The organism is Collimonas pratensis (genome assembly GCF_001584185.1).
Lineage (GTDB): Bacteria > Pseudomonadota > Gammaproteobacteria > Burkholderiales > Burkholderiaceae_D > Collimonas > Collimonas pratensis.
This window is the reverse complement of sequence record NZ_CP013234.1, coordinates 4,574,433-4,589,535: the sequence shown is the minus strand read 5'-3', so window position 1 is coordinate 4,589,535 and position 15,103 is coordinate 4,574,433. Positions and strand designations below refer to the sequence as shown.

The following is a 15,103-nucleotide window of genomic DNA, read 5'->3' as shown; positions in this document are numbered from 1 at the left end:
GGTCCTCCTCAGCGCTTCCGCAGTATCTCCAGCCACGTTCAGGTCCAGTCCGGTCCGGTCCGGCTGCGTCCCAATTGCCGGCTTTGCGGCGCATGACCATCCTGGTGGCTTCGGTCATTGCGGCGGTTTCCATGCCGATGTGGGCCTGGGCGCAGTCTGTCGAGGTTACGTCGCCGGTCGCTCCTGATTCACAGACTAACCCACAGGCCAGCCCGCCGAAGGCCAAGGTGCCGCGCGTCAACGATGCCGATGCGCCGACCACGGTGGAAGCTGAGCAGATGACCGGGCGCCCGGACCGTTTGCTGAACCTGGATAACGATGTCGACATCACCCGCGGCGGCACCAATGTCAAATCCAAGACCGGGATTTACCGGATTGTCGAGAATGAGGCGGAGGCCCACGGCTGCGTAAAGATGAACCGCTACGGCGACCGCTACACCGGCGACGACCTCAAGCTGAACATGGATTCGGGGCAAGGCTATCTGACCAATCCGACCTACTGGTTCCAGGCCAACGATGGCCACGGCAGCGCGGAACGCATCAATTTTCTGGATGAGGACAGGTCGGAAATCGTCAAGGGCAACTACACGACCTGCCCGGGCACCAAGCCGGACTGGTATATCAAGTCCAGCACGCTGGATGTCGACAGCGGCCTCGGTGAAGGGGTTGCCCACAACGGCATCCTGTATTTCAAGAGCGTGCCTATCCTTGGTTCGCCGAGCTTGTCCTTTCCATTGTCGAACGACCGTCAGTCCGGCGTGCTGCCGCCGATCATCGGCAGCACCAACAATGGTGGCCTGGAATTCAACCTGCCGTATTACTTCAATATTGCGCCCAACCGCGACTTGACGATCTATCCCAATATCATCAGCCAGCGCGGTTTGCAGATGGGGGCGGATGCCCGTTACATGGGCGTGGGTTATAGCGGCCAGACCAAGGTTGAATATTTGCCCGACGACAGGCTATTCAAGAGCGACCGCTATGCGGTGCAGTCGGTTCATACGCAGACGCTGTATCCCGGCCTGACAATGGGCTGGAATGTTAACTTTGCCTCGGACAATAATTATCCCGACGATTTTTCGCGTTCGATTACCCAGAGCTCCTTGCGCACCTTGAATCGCGAATTCGATTTGAACTACAGCGGTTCGTTCTGGAGTGTAGCAGCGCTGGCTTCGCGCTATCAGATCCTGCAGGATTTCAATGCCGCCGGACTGCCTACCCTCAGCCGTCCGTATGATCGTATGCCGCAAGTTACTTTAACCGCCGGCAAGCAGGATATTTTTGGCTTTGACTGGAACGTGAATGCGCAGTACACGCGTTTCCGGAACAGCCAGTATGATTTTCCACAAGGTAGCAGCACGTCTTACACCGCCAGCACTCTGCTGCCGCTGGGCGGCGAACGAGTTTACATTAATCCGCAGCTGTCCTATCCGATTATCCGTCCCGGCTTTTTCATTACTCCGAAGATCCAGCTGGATGCGACGGCCTATAGCATCACGCCAAACAAATTCGGCGTAGCGAATCCGATCGCCACGGCGCCGGGTGTGGTCAACCCGACAGCGCTGGGCAACGATTTCAGCCGGGTCCTGCCGACTTTTTCGCTGGATGCCGGCCTGATCTTTGAACGCGACGCCAAATTCTTCGGCCATCCAATGACACAGACGCTGGAGCCGCGTGTGTTTTATGTGCGCACGCCGTATCATGACCAGAGCCAGTTTCCTTTGTTCGACAGCGCTGTCTCGGACTTCAACTTTGCCCAGATCTTTACGGAAAACCGCTACAGTGGCCATGACCGCATCAGCGATGCCAATCAGTTGACCACGGCCTTGATTTCCCGTTTCATCGAGGAGTCAGGGGTGGAGCGTCTGCGACTGGGCATCGGCCAGCGCATGTACTTTACTCAGCCGCGCGTAGCCCTGAATGTTGGTGCCAACAACGATGACATCACCACCAGCCGTTCGGACCTGCTGCTGATGGCGGGTGGCCAGGTGACGCCGACGCTGGGCGTCGACAACACGATTCAATACAGCCAGAGCAACAACCAATGGGTGCGCGCCAATTCGACAGTCAAGTGGCAGCCAGGCCCGAAAAAAGTCATCAATTTCTCGTATCAGCTGGATCACACCAACATTGATCCGCTGGATCCAGACCAGAGATACCTAAAGCAGTTTGACCTGTCAGCACAGTGGCCGCTGAGTAAGCGCTGGTATGGCGTCGGCCGTGTCAGCTATTCCTTGACGGAAAAAACAGTCGGACAAAGCCTGCTCGGACTGGAATACAAGGCCGACTGCTGGGTCTTCCGTGTCGTTGGACAACGCACGCCGACATCGTCAACCCGCACGACTACGGGTATATTCGTGCAACTTGAATTGAATGGATTATCAAGTATCGGGTCAAATCCGATGCAAGCCCTGCGTAGCAGTGTTCCAGGTTATCAGAATATCAATCAACCCGATTCGTTCATCAGCCGTTGAACCTGTTATTCTCCCCGTCATTCTTCAGATTATTCTCACCCATGAACGTTTTTCCAATTATGCGTAAAACCAATCAAACCCAACTCACGGCACTTGCATTCATGCTGTTGTCTGCAACCGCCGGAAGCGCTTGGGCACAAGCTGTGTCGAATCAGATTACGCCGCCTCTGGTTGCTCAGGCTGCAGCTGCGGCGCCGGCTGCTGTCGCGCCGGCAACCAAGGGTACCCCGCAAACGGTGGACGCCATCGTCGCGGTGGTGAACACGGATGTGATTACCCAGCAGGAATTGGCCAAGCGCATGAGCGATGTGGTGCAGCGCATGAAGGCACAGAATATCGAATTGCCGCCGGTGGCGGAGCTGCAAAAGCAATTGCTTGAGCGCATGATCCTTGAGCGCGCCGAAGTGCAGCTGGCGAAAGAGAACGGTATGTCGGTGGACGACGTCATGCTGGATCGCGCGATCGGCCGGATTGCCGAGCAAAACAAGCTGTCGATGGCGGATTTCCAGAAACAGCTGGCGGCCGACAAGATTCCTTATCCGGCCTTCCGCGAAGAGATCCGTCAGGAAATGCTGTTGCAGCGCCTGCGCGAACGCGAAGTCGATAACAAGATCCAGATTTCAGAATCGGAAGTCGACAATTATATTACCGCTGACGCCAGCAACAAGCAAAATGCCCAGGAGCTGGATTTAGCGCAGATCCTGGTGCGCGTTCCTGAAAACGCCACGGCCGAGCAGATTGCCCAGCGCGCCAAGCGGGCCGAGGAAGCCATGCAACAGATCAAGTCCGGCGGCAACTTCGCCGCTGTTGCTGCCGCGTTTTCCGACGCCAGCGATGCCCTGACCGGCGGCGACATGGGATGGCGTACGCAAGACCGCCTGCCGTCCTTGTATGTCGAAGCAGTCGCCAACCTGGCTCCCGGCCAGGTATCGGCCATCCTGAAGAGCGCCAACGGCTTCCATATCGTCAAGCTGGTCAACAAGCGTGCTGCTGCCAGCGCGCCGACAGATACCGCCGCCGCACCGGTGCAGCAGACCCATGTGCGTCATATCCTGATCAAGGTCACGCCAACCGTGACAGCGGCCGACGCGCGCCGCCGCCTGCTTGACCTGAAAGAACGCCTGGATAACAACGCCGCCAAGTTTGAAGACCTGGCCAAGCAGTACTCCAACGACCTGTCGGCATCCAAGGGTGGCGACCTGGGCTGGGTGTATCCCGGCGACACCGTGCCTGAATTCGAGCGTGCGATGGATGCCTTGAAGCCCGGCCAGATCAGCGACCCGATCGAATCGCCATTCGGCTATCACCTGATCCAGGTGGTGGAGCGCAAGACCAACGATGTCTCGAAAGAGCGTCAGCGTCTGGCGGCCCGCATGGCGATCCGCGAACGCAAGACGGAAGAAGCCACCAACGACTGGCTGCGTCAGTTGCGCGACCGTACTTATGTCGAATACCGTAACGACGATCACTGATTGCGGCTTGTATTACAGCGCGATCCGCGATTCGGTCAATTCTTGAAAGCTGCGCATGTCTGAACAATCTGGGGCCATGCCGTCCGGCGCGCAGCGGCGGCCGGTATTGGCCGTCACCTGCGGCGAACCGGCCGGCATCGGCCCTGAGGTGTCGATCCGGGCTGCCTGGGAGTTACGCAGCCAGATCAAGAGCGTGCTGATCGGCGATGCGGCTTTCCTGGCGATGACGGCGGCAGCCATCGATCCGCAGATCAAGCTGGTGGCCTTGTCGCAGCAGGCCTTGCGCAACAATGGCTTGCCGAATTTTTCCATCGACCAGATTGCCGTGATCGATTGCCAGCTGGATGCCCATGTGCGTCCAGGCGTGCTGGATGCGCGCAACGGGAGAGCAGTGCTGCGTACGCTGGATATTGCGATTGAGGGTGCGCAGCAAGGCATTTTCGACGGCATAGTCACCGCGCCACTGCAAAAGAGCACGATCAATGACGCCGGCGTCGCATTCACCGGCCATACCGAATACCTGGCGGAAAAAAGCGCTACCGCGCAAGTAGTCATGATGCTGGCGACTGACCGCACCACGCCGCCGCTGCGCGTGGCGCTGGCGACCACGCATCTGGCGCTGAAAGATGTCGCGGCGGCGATTACCTTTGACAGTCTCAGCCGGACCATTGCGATCCTGCACGCAGATCTAAAGAATAAATTCGGGTTGACGCAGCCCCGCATCCTGGTGACTGGTCTCAACCCGCATGCGGGCGAGGGTGGCTATCTGGGCCGCGAAGAAATCGATATCATCGGTCCCGTACTGCAGGCTGCCAAGGAAAGCGGCATTGCGGTCAGCGGACCCTATCCCGCCGACACCCTGTTCCAGCAAAAATACCTGGCCGATGCCGATTGCGTGCTGGCCATGTATCACGATCAAGGCTTACCGGTATTGAAATACGCCAGCTTCGGGCACGGCATCAACATCACGCTGGGTCTGCCGTTTATCCGTACCTCTGTGGATCACGGCACCGCGCTCGATCTCGCCGCCGCCGGCCTTGGCCACGCCGACCACGGCAGTATGCTGGCGGCGATGAATGTGGCGGCGCAGATGGTGCGGGCAGGGCGGGCACATCGTGTCCACGCGTGACTGCGATAACCGGGGCACGGGCCACGAGCACACAGAAATAGGTATATACGCGGAGCGAGTGCACGCGTGGGCACGATGTGCCCACCCTACCAATTAAAGAAGAATATGAAGAACCACATCCCTCGCAAGCGCTTCGGCCAGAATTTCCTGACCGACGACACCGTGTTGTACAACATTATCAGCGCGATTGCGCCGCAGGCCGACGACAACATGGTTGAAATCGGCCCTGGCCTGGCGGCCATGACCAGCCTGCTGCTGGAATCGCTGCAGCAGTTGCATGTGGTCGAACTGGACCGCGACCTGGTGGCGCGCCTGCAAAAGAATTTCGATCCGGCGCGCCTGCATGTGCATTCCGCCGATGCGCTGAAATTCGATTTCAGCAGTATTCCTCTGACCGCCGGCAAGAAGTTGCGTGTGGTCGGCAACCTGCCTTACAACATCTCCAGCCCCTTGCTGTTCCACCTGGCGGAGATCGCACCGCAAGTGCAAGACCAGCATTTCATGCTGCAAAAAGAAGTAGTGGAACGCATGGTCGCCGCGCCCGGCACCAAGGCGTTCGGACGCTTGTCCGTGATGCTGCAATGGCGCTACACCATGCAGCTGATGTTCATCGTGCCGCCGACCGCATTCGACCCGCCACCGAGAGTAGAGTCGGCCATCGTACGGATGATCCCGATCGCTCAGCCGCTAGCTTGCGACCAGAAGAAACTGGAAGACGTGGTGCTGAAAGCATTTACGCAAAGACGCAAGGTGATCAGGAACTGCCTGGCTGGCATGTTTACCGAAAACGATTTGATCGACGCCGGAGTCGATCCGCAAGCACGGCCCGAGACCGTGGCGATGGAATTGTTTGTCGCCTTGGCCAACCGCTTGCCGTGAAGCTTCCATCTCCCGCAAGCGAGAGATGGAACGCAGACTTGCTGTGCTGCCTTACCAGCCGAAACTGACGCCGACCGTACCGCTGGATTCGCCGCCGCTGGCGACCGAAGCGCCTACCAGCAACGCGCCGCTGTTGGAGATGCGCCTGGCGTAACCCAGCGACAGCGCTGTTTGCCCGCCATAGCCGCCGAGCGCCGCGCTGACGCGGTTTTCATTGGGCGGTGCAGCTGCGATCGCTCCAGCCATGCCGGCCATCGCACTGGCCATGGCGCCGACCCGGTTGATCTTTTTATGCACCATGTCAAAGCGCTGGTCGACACTGCCCTTGAAGTCGTTGAAATCGCTTTGCGTGACCATGTTCGCCACCTTTTTATCCGTGTATTGGTTGGCGCCGCTTAATGTCTGCTTGTTGCCCGCATCGGCATAGTCCTTGACCTCATCAAGCTGGTCCTGGGTCACGATCTCCTTGCCGCTATCCGGCACGGCGCCAGGATCGGCGGCCGGCGCTACTGCCGGCGGCGCGACGTCGCGCGCCATCTTGGCGGTCGGCTTGTGAGCACTAGCCGTCTCAGGCGCGCCGCTTTCCAGATTGCTGACGCGGTTGCCGAGGGAGTCCAGGGCGCCGTCCAGCGCGCCCAAGGCATCGCCGACATTGTGATAGCTGCCGCCCTGGACGCCGAATACCGGGCCGACAAAGCCAGTCGGCCCCATCATGGCACCGCCGCCCAGCATTTGCGCAACGCTGTCGCCAAGCTGATTCAACTGGCCGCCGTTGACCGCCTGTTTGCTGCCGGCGCCGATGACGCCGTCGGCCAGGTTATCGATCACCGTGCCGCCGCTGCCACCCAAAGTCATTTTTTGCTTGCCGGCATCGTCATACAGCATGGCGCCCGCCATGCTGCCGCCGATCGCATCGTTCATTTGTCCCAGGTTGACGGCATCGTTGTCTTCGGTGCCGGCGCCGACATTGGTGATCTGGCGCGTAGTGCCTTCCAGGATATTGCCGACCGATACGGTATTGTCGCGGTCGGCATAGGAGAATTGCCCCAGCGCTACCGAACTAGCGCCGTTGCTGATCGCGCGCGGGCCAATTGCCACGCTGTTGTCGCCGTTGGAGCGCGCACCGCCCCCCAAGGCGACACTGTTTTTGCCTACGGCATGGGTGCCTTCGATCGGACCAATCTCGCCGTCTGAAAATTCATAGTTGCCGCCGATAGCGATCGAATTGTTGCCGTCGGCCACGCTGGATGTGCCTAGCGAAATACTGCCGCTACCGGCTGCAGTCGCCGCCGTGCCCATTGCGATGGCGGCGCCTGCAGCGTTGGCGTCGGTGCCGATGGCGATGCCGCCGCCAGCAAGGTCCATGGCGCGAGAGTTGGCGCCGATGGCAATATTGGCGTCGCTGCCGCTGTCTGAAGTGGCCGTGGCGCCAGCTCCCAGCGCCAAGGAGCCGGTGCCCTCGGCCAAGGTGCTGGTGCCGTAGGCCGTAGCGCCGTCGCCGCTGGCTGTCGCTGATGCGCCTGCCGCCATGGTGTTGTCGCCCACAGCCACGGCATTATCGCTGCCATCTTTCCCGCCAGTGGCAGAAAAATAGTGACTGGCGCTGCTGACGCTGTCGACCACCCCATCCAGTTGCGCCTTGTTGATAGCATCGCTAGCTTCCGTGCCCGCTGCGACATTGGTGATCTGACGCTGGTTGCCGGCGCTGCCGACCGAGACCGAGTTGGCGCGGTCGGCCACTGAATCGACCCCCAGCGCGACACTATTCTCTGCTTCTGCCCGACTGGCGGCGCCTATCGCGCTGCTGTTGATGGCAAGTGCCGTGGCTTGGGCGCCGAGGGCAGAACTATGATCTTCGGCAGCATAGGATTTTGAACCGACGGCAGTGGAGCGATATGCTTCTGCTGCGCTATCGGCCCCAAGGCACTGCTTTCCAAGGTAGTAGCGCTAGCGTTAAGGCCGACCGCGACCGAACCGATGCCTTCGGCACGGGCGCTGGCGCCGATGGCGCTGCTGCCGTAGGCAGACGCAGAGGCGGCGCTGCCAAAAGCACTGCTGGCCTCTCCCAGTGCTTGGGAATTGCTGCCTGCCGAGACACTATAATTACCCTTGGCGTAGGCGTGGGCGCCGAATGCCGACGCGCCAACGCCCAGTGCGCTGCTGAATGCGCCCACCGTTGATGCATCTACCTCGCTTGCCATGCTATTGGCGCCCAACGCAGTCGAGCGCATGGCTTGCGCCAGTGAACTGGCGCCTAAGGCCGTGGCATGGTTGTTGAACCAGATGCCGGTAAGCGGATCTTCGAAGCCGGCACGGCTGTTGAAGCCGACGGCGGTGTTGTCGTCGTTGCCGACCCTGGCGTAAGCGCCAAGGGCTGTCGAGCGATTGCCAAACGCCATCGTGCCATAGCCGACCGCCAAACTCTGGCTGCCTGCGTTGATGCCGCTGCCGGCGCCTAAAGCGGTACTTTCCTTGCTGTCATCGGATATGGTGGCGCCGGTGCCGATTGCCGTGCTGAACTCGCTATTGAAGCCAACGGTGGTGCCTGATCCTATCGCCAGCGAGCCCAGAGAGCCGGCGCCGGCGGCAAAGCCGATCGCGGTTGTCAGCGGACCTACTGCCTGGCTGCGTGCGCCGATGGCGACGCTTTGGATGCCCGTGGTAGCGCTGTTGCTGCCGATGGCAACATTGTCTGTTTGTCCGGCAGCGGCGTTATTGCCGATGGCAATGCCGCCGATTGCCTGTGCTAAAGCGGAATCCCCCAGCGCCACGCTGCCGGCGCCCTGGGCCGCGCTGAACATGCCGATGGCCACCGCGGCGTCGCCGTTCGCCACCGCCGCATAACCAGAGGCGATGCTGTTGTCGCCTAGCGCGGCTGAACCGTAGCCGCTGGCGATGCTGTAGTCGCCGATGGCATGGCTTTGCGAACCAAGAGCGGTCGCCGCTGTGCCGGTTGCGCTTGCCTTGGCGCCGATGGCGGCGGCGTTATTGCTGCTGGCGACGGCATCGTCGCTGCCATCGTTGTTGCCGGCGACTTTGAGATAGTGTTGCATGCTGCCGTCGCCTACCAACTGTTTGACCTGCCCGAGATTGACCGCATCGGTATCGGCTGTTCCTGCCGCCAGATTGGTGATCTGTCGTTCGTAGCCAGCCTTGCCGGCAGAGATGCTGTCTACCTTGTTGCCGGTGTCAACGCTCATGCCGCGGGTAGCTTCTACCGGTGCGTCCGCCGAGTCCGCCGCAATGTCGCTGCCGATAGCGAGTGCAGCAATCCGAGGGGCTGCTGGCGCGCCGGTGTCAGCTGCCGAGGAAACAATGCCAGCTCCCTGCAGTACTGCGCCAGTCTGGGGTGCGCCCGCTTTGATTGCATGGTCCTTGCAGTTGCTTTGGTCGTTGGCGCTAAGGTGGCGCTGCGTGCGTCCGTCGGTACTGCGGCAGTTCAGCTCTGGCAGGTTCGTCTCTTCAGAGCTCTCTGTACTGGCCAGGGCGGCATCGGCGCCCATTACGCCGAGGCTAAGGGCGACAACGCGGGCCAGCATTTTGGCGGGCCCGGTTTTGCGGGATGTGGATTTCCCTCTGGCTCTCGCCAGTTCCGAGACAGCGCAGCAGGTGTTGGCAGACGCTTGCCAAATGACGCGATATGACTGATTCATGATGACTCCTTTTATAAGTTTTTTGATAACTACGCTTGGAGCATGGAATGTATTTTTTATCTCGGAAATAGGAAAATTCCGAATTTTTTGTCAGTTATCTTTCCAAGTCCAGGCGAGGAGGTGAAGGATTACAGCAGGAGCTGCCAGGACTGGAAGGTGCTTTATGTATTGAAAATACAATTAGCAGAGGCGTCGATGGGGCGATGCGACAGCCGGGCTGTGCCCACGCGTAACGCCGGCCAACCGTGAGGTGCATTCAGCGTGGGCAGAAATCTGCCCACCCTACGACCGGGAGAGGAGTAGCAGCAGGCTGAGGTCAATTGGCTGCCCTCAAGGAAAGTCTTTATATGGAGCCGATGCTACAAGCCATGTGCATATGGCGCATAAAACTCATCCGCCAAAGGGCGGATGATGATTGACGGCGTGCTATTTTTTTCTGTCGGGGCTTATAAAGTAGTGCCGGCGGAAATTCCTTCCTTGCGCTCAATCAATTCAACCTTGTAGCCGTCGGGATCCTGTACAAAAGCGATCACGGTGCTGCCGCCCTTGACCGGACCCGCTTCGCGCGTCACATTGCCGCCCTGCGCCTTGACGTCGGCGCAGGCTTTGTAGGCGTCTTCCACCGCTACCGCCATATGTCCGAAAGCCGTGCCCTGGTCGTAGCTTTCAACCCCATAGTTATAGGTCAGCTCAAGTTCGGCATGATCGGGATTGCTGCCGTAGCCGACGAACGCCAGGGTGTACTTGTATTCAGGATTGTCGTTGGTGCGCAGCAGCTTCATGCCCAGCACCTTGGTGTAGAAATCGATGGAGCGTTGCAGGTTGCCGACGCGCAGCATGGTATGGAGGATTCGCATGGGTGTTCTCGATGGTTGGGAAGGGAGATTCTTTTTCAAGCTTGTGTCGCTATTTTAAAGCGGCGCGGCTGACAGCGTAGCCGGGCCTCAGAAAACCGGCAGGGTTTCCTGGGCGCTGTCGCGCAAGGTTTTTCGGGCGGTTTCAAACTCGGGGAAAATCGACTGTACCGTGGCCCAGAAACGCGGGCTGTGGTTCATCTCGCGCAGATGCGACAACTCGTGGGCGATCACGTAGTCGATCAGCGGCAAGGCGAAGTGCATCAAGCGCCAGTTGAGGCGAATCTTGCCCTCCGAGGTGCACGAGCCCCATTGGGTGGTGGCCGAGGACAGCGCAAACGACTGGTAAGTGACGCCGAGTTTTTCCGCATAGATCGGCAGGCGTTCACCGAACACGCGCTTGGCTTCCAGCTGCAGCCAGCCCAGCACGCGGTCTTTCAGCTGCTGCTCGCCGGCGTCGGCCGGCAGGCAAACGATCAGCTGGTCGCTGGCGTCGTCGAAATGGATGCCAGCCTTTTGCGTGGCGTGGATGCGCAGGGTGATGCTGCGCCCCATGTAAGGCAGCGTTTCGCCGTCGCGCCATTGCATCTGCGGCTGCATGCGGCGGGTGGAACGGTCGCGGTACTCGCTCAGCTTGGTGAAGATCCAGCGTTTCTTTTCCCGGATGGCGACTTCGATATCGCCTAGCGTGACCCATTTGGGGGCAGTGACGCGCAAGCCATCATCGCTGATCAGGAAGCCGATGGAGCGCCGTTTCGAGCGCAGCAGGGTGTAATCGAGCACATGCTCGCCAAAGCGCAGGCGGCGCTTGCCTGGCGCCAGCGCGCCGGCATCGGCAGCCGGCGGTGTTGGCGGCTGCGGGGTGGCGCGTGGATTTGTTCTTGGATTGGGAGTTGGCGGCGCCGGCGGCGTGCTGACGATTGAATCGTCGGCAAACAGATCCAGCTGCAACGCTTGCTGCTGCGGTAGCTTGCCCTGAGGCCGTGCATTCGGCCCCAGGTGTTGCTTAGTTGGCTTTTGATGCAATAGTTTCAATGTTGACTTGTGAGTATTATTTTTGCCTGGAATAGACATGGGGTGAAATCACCCGCATTTCAGATTCTATCCAATTTTCGACTTTTGCCATCAGCTCGCTGCTATCCATGCCTTCTGGAGCAATCGGCTTGCCGATGGAGACGGTGATCAGGCCGGGTTTCTTGATGAAGGAATTCTTCGGCCAGCATTCGCCTGCATTGTGGGCAATCGGCACGACGACCGTATTGGTTTCCACTGCCAGGCGGGTGCCGCCGTTCTTGTACTTGCCGGTCTGGCCGACCGGAATCCGCGTGCCTTCGGGGAACATGATGATCCATTGGCCGTCGGCCAGCCGCTTGCGGCCTTGCACTACCACCTGGGCGAAAGCGTCGCGGCCTTTGCTGCGGTCTATAGGAATCATGCGCAGCAGGGCGATGCCCCAACCGAAGAAAGGAATGTAGGTGAGCGATTTCTTGAACACGAACACCAGCGGCCGCGGCGTCATCTGCAGCAAGAAAATGGTTTCCCAGGCCGACTGATGCTTGCTCAGCACGACCGCCGGCGCATCCGGGAAATTCTCGAAACCCTTGACCTCATAGCGGATGCCGCAGATGACCTTGGCCATCCACACCACGATGACGTTCCAGCGCGCCGTCAGGTAGTAGCGGCGCGCGTAAGGGAAGGGGGCAAACAGGACGCAGGCCAGCGACCAGACAACGGTCAGGATTGCCATCAAGACGGCAAACAGCAGCGAACGCAGAAACAGGGAAAAACGCAACATGCAGACTCCAGATAATCCTAAATTTTTTTAAACCATGTCGTCCCCACGCACGCGGGGATCCAAGTTGCCGTTGAAAATGGATTCCCGCGTGCGCGGGAATGACCGGGGCGCGTAGCCGGGGTCGACAATGACGAGGCCGCTAAAATCATACTGCCAGATCCATCGGCTTCTTCAAGAGGAAATCGACGACCGCCGCCAAGTTCGGATAAATCAGGGTGCCGGGGGGCAGGCCACCTTTTTCGCGGGTCTTTTCGCCTTTGCCGGTGAGCACCAGGTACGGTGCGCAACCGGCGACGAAACCGGCCTGCAAGTCGCGCAGCGAATCGCCGACCGTGGCCACGCCGCCGCGCAGGCTGACGTCGAAACGCTTGCCGATGTCGTGGAACATGCCGGCTTTCGGCTTGCGGCAATCGCAGTTGTCGTCGGCCGCATGCGGGCAGAAAAAGATAGCGTCGATTTCGGCCCCGACCAACTGCGCTGCCTCATGCATCTTCTGATGGATCGCCATCAGCGTTTGCATGTCGAACAGGCCGCGCGCGATGCCCGACTGGTTGGTGGCCACCACCACCCGGTAGCCGGCCTGGTTGAGGCGTGCGATGGCTTCCAGCGAACCCTTGATCGGCACCCACTCGGCGGGCGACTTGATGAAAGCGTCCGAGTCGTGGTTGATGACGCCGTCGCGGTCGAGGATGATCAGTTTCATGTCAGCTCGTTATCCGGTTAAGCCGCCAGCTTGGAAATGTCGGCGACCTGGTTCAACATCACATGCAGGTTCGCCAGCAAGGCCAGGCGGTTGTTGCGCAATTGCAGGTCGTCGGCCATCACCATCACGTCGTTGAAGAAGCCGTCGACGTTTTCGCGCAGACGCGCCAGGGCTTTCAGCGCGGTGCTGAAATCGCCTTTGGCAAAAGCGGCGTCGACTTCCGGCTTGAGCCCATTCATGGCGGCGAACAGCGATTGTTCTGCGCTGTCCTGCAGCAAATCCGGCTGCACCGTGCTGCCGACACCTTCGGTCTTTTTCAGGATGTTGGTGATGCGCTTGTTGGCAGCCGCCAGTGCTTCCGCTTCCGGCAACGCGGCAAAGGCTTGCACCGCATCCAGCCGTTCGATGATGTTGTCGAGCCGTTCCGGCTGTTGCGCCACGACTGCTTCGATTTCGTTCGGCGAATAGGCGCGCTCGCGCAGCAGGCCGCGCAGGCGGTCGTACAGGAACGGCAGCACATCGCTGCTCGGGTCCTTGAAGTTGGGGTTGCCGGCAAACTGCAGTGCGGCGCTGCCCAGCAATTGCTTCAGCGAGACCGGCAGGCGTTTTTCCAGCAGCATACGCAGGATGCCCAAGGCATGGCGGCGCAGCGCGAATGGATCCTTGTCGCCGGTCGGCTGCAGGCCGATGCCCCAGATGCCAACCAGGGTTTCCAGCTTGTCGGCCAATGCCACCGCGGTGCTGGTGTCAATGGTCGGCAGGGCGTCGCCGGCAAAGCGCGGCTGGTAGTGTTCCGAAATCGCCAGCGCCACGGCTTCCGCTTCGCCGTCATGGCGTGCATAGTAGTTGCCCATGATCCCTTGCAGTTCCGGGAACTCGCCCACCATGTCGGTCAGGAGGTCGGCCTTGGCCAGCAGGGCGCCGCGTTCAGCCAATGCGGCCAGCGCGGCATCGCCGCCGAGCAGGCCGGCGATCGCCGTTGCCAGCGTCTTGACGCGTTCAGTGCGCTGCAGCTGGTTGCCGAGCTTGTTGTGGTAAACCACGTTGGCCAGCAGCGGCACGCGCTCGGCCAGTTTCTTTTTCTGGTCTTGCTCGAAGAAGAATTTTGCATCGGACAGGCGCGGCCGCACCACGCGTTCATTGCCTTCGATGATGTAGTGCGGTTCGCTGGTTTGCAAATTCGAAACGATCAAAAAGCGTGAACGCAGCTTGCCGGCGCTGTCGGTCAGGGCAAAGTACTTCTGGTTGGTTTGCATGGTCAGGATCAGGCATTCCTGCGGCACGCTGAGGAATTCATCCTCGAACTTGCAGGCATACACCACCGGCCATTCGACCAGCGCCGCCACTTCATCCAGCAGCGCTTCCGGCATCAGCACCTGGTCATCGGCGGCAGCCGCCAGCAGGGCGCCGCGGATCTTTTCCTTGCGTTGGCTGAAGCTGGCGATGACTTTGCCTTGCTCCGCCAGCGCGTCGGCATAGCTGTCGGCGTTGGCCAGCGTGATGCGGCCCTGCGACAGGAAACGATGGCCTTCGGTCAGGCGGCCGGCGTCCAGGCCCAGCAGGGTCAGCGGCAGCACCTGCTCGCCGTGCAACGCCACCAGGCTGTGCGCCGGACGCACGAAGCGTACGGTGTGGCCGGCAGCGTGGCCGTGCTGGCGCTGGTAGCTCATGACTTTCGGGATCGGCAGCTTGGCGACGCTGTCTTCCAGCACCGTCTGCAAACCGGCTTGCAGCGCCACGCCTTTAGCGGTGTAGCTGTAGAAAAAGCTTTCGGCCTTGCCGTCGGGCGCGCGTTCCAGCTCGGCTGGCGTGATCATCACCTTGCCGCACTGGGCGGCGAGGGCAGCCAGTTTCTTGACCAGCGGCGCCGACGGCCGGCCTTCTGCGTCCAGCGCCACCGATACCGGCAGCACTTTTTCGCGCAGAGTCTTATCGAGCGAGGTGGCGCGCACGTGGCTGATGGAGACTGCCAGCCGGCGCGGCGTGGCGAACGCGGTGGCGAGTGCGCCTTCTTCCAGGAAGTCGCGCGCTTTCAAGCCATTGAAGATACCCATGGCGAAGGCGTCGCCCAGTTTCGCCAGCGCTTTCGGCGGCAGTTCTTCGGTAAAAATTTCGATCAGCAGGGTCTGACTCACGAGCGTGTC

At 60.3% G+C, this 15,103-nt stretch carries 11 protein-coding genes and 1 pseudogene; 4 read left to right on the top strand and 8 right to left on the bottom strand.

The window, feature by feature from the left end; genetic code table 11:
- The first annotated feature begins 92 nt into the window (after positions 1–92).
- The 4 genes from CPter91_RS20435 (at position 93) to rsmA (ending at position 5,954) form a co-directional block, all read left to right on the top strand.
- On the top strand, positions 93–2,474 hold the full coding sequence (locus CPter91_RS20435; RefSeq protein WP_061943429.1) for an LPS-assembly protein LptD: 2,382 nt from the start codon (positions 93–95) through the stop codon (positions 2,472–2,474).
- Positions 2,475–2,533: 59 nt separating this feature from the next.
- Complete coding sequence (locus CPter91_RS20430) at positions 2,534–3,946, top strand: peptidylprolyl isomerase (protein WP_061943426.1); 1,413 nt, start codon at positions 2,534–2,536, stop codon at positions 3,944–3,946.
- A gap of 55 nt (positions 3,947–4,001) precedes the next feature.
- Entirely contained in the window at positions 4,002–5,075 is a 1,074-nt protein-coding gene (pdxA, locus tag CPter91_RS20425) for a 4-hydroxythreonine-4-phosphate dehydrogenase PdxA (protein ID WP_061943423.1), read from the top strand.
- Between the two features lie 105 nt (positions 5,076–5,180).
- Positions 5,181–5,954 carry a 16S rRNA (adenine(1518)-N(6)/adenine(1519)-N(6))-dimethyltransferase RsmA gene (gene rsmA, locus CPter91_RS20420; RefSeq protein ID WP_061943420.1) on the top strand — a complete coding sequence of 258 codons (774 nt, stop codon included), beginning with the start codon at positions 5,181–5,183 and terminating at the stop codon, positions 5,952–5,954.
- Between the two features lie 51 nt (positions 5,955–6,005).
- Here rsmA and CPter91_RS20415 read toward each other — a convergent pair whose 3' ends face one another.
- The 8 genes and pseudogenes from CPter91_RS20415 to glyS all read right to left on the bottom strand — a co-directional run bounded on the left by CPter91_RS20415 (position 6,006) and on the right by glyS (position 15,094).
- Positions 6,006–7,253, bottom strand: a complete 1,248-nt coding sequence (locus CPter91_RS20415) for a YadA-like family protein (RefSeq protein ID WP_417924864.1) — start codon at positions 7,251–7,253, stop codon at positions 6,006–6,008.
- 183 nt (positions 7,254–7,436) lie between these two features.
- Positions 7,437–7,778: pseudogene (locus CPter91_RS27785) on the bottom strand (hypothetical protein); the annotation flags it as partial.
- On the bottom strand, positions 7,748–9,607 hold the full coding sequence (locus tag CPter91_RS20410) for an ESPR-type extended signal peptide-containing protein (protein WP_082793073.1): 1,860 nt from the start codon (positions 9,605–9,607) through the stop codon (positions 7,748–7,750). The gene CPter91_RS20410 and the pseudogene CPter91_RS27785, both read right to left, overlap by 31 nt.
- Before the next feature lie 446 nt (positions 9,608–10,053).
- Positions 10,054–10,464, bottom strand: a complete 411-nt coding sequence (gene gloA / locus CPter91_RS20405; protein WP_061943411.1) for a lactoylglutathione lyase — start codon at positions 10,462–10,464, stop codon at positions 10,054–10,056.
- An 87-nt stretch (positions 10,465–10,551) separates the two neighbouring features.
- Positions 10,552–11,496: a M48 family metallopeptidase gene (locus CPter91_RS20400; RefSeq protein ID WP_099047227.1), complete on the bottom strand. Its 945-nt coding sequence runs from the start codon at positions 11,494–11,496 to the stop codon at positions 10,552–10,554.
- 16 nt (positions 11,497–11,512) lie between these two features.
- Entirely contained in the window at positions 11,513–12,256 is a 744-nt protein-coding gene (locus CPter91_RS20395) for a lysophospholipid acyltransferase family protein (protein WP_061943409.1), read from the bottom strand.
- 145 nt (positions 12,257–12,401) lie between these two features.
- Positions 12,402–12,959, bottom strand: a complete 558-nt coding sequence (gene gmhB, locus CPter91_RS20390) for a D-glycero-beta-D-manno-heptose 1,7-bisphosphate 7-phosphatase (RefSeq protein WP_061943405.1) — start codon at positions 12,957–12,959, stop codon at positions 12,402–12,404.
- Positions 12,960–12,976: 17 nt separating this feature from the next.
- Positions 12,977–15,094, bottom strand: coding sequence for a glycine--tRNA ligase subunit beta (gene glyS, locus CPter91_RS20385; protein WP_061946468.1), 2,118 nt, complete (start codon positions 15,092–15,094; stop codon positions 12,977–12,979).
- Positions 15,095–15,103: the final 9 nt, after the last annotated feature.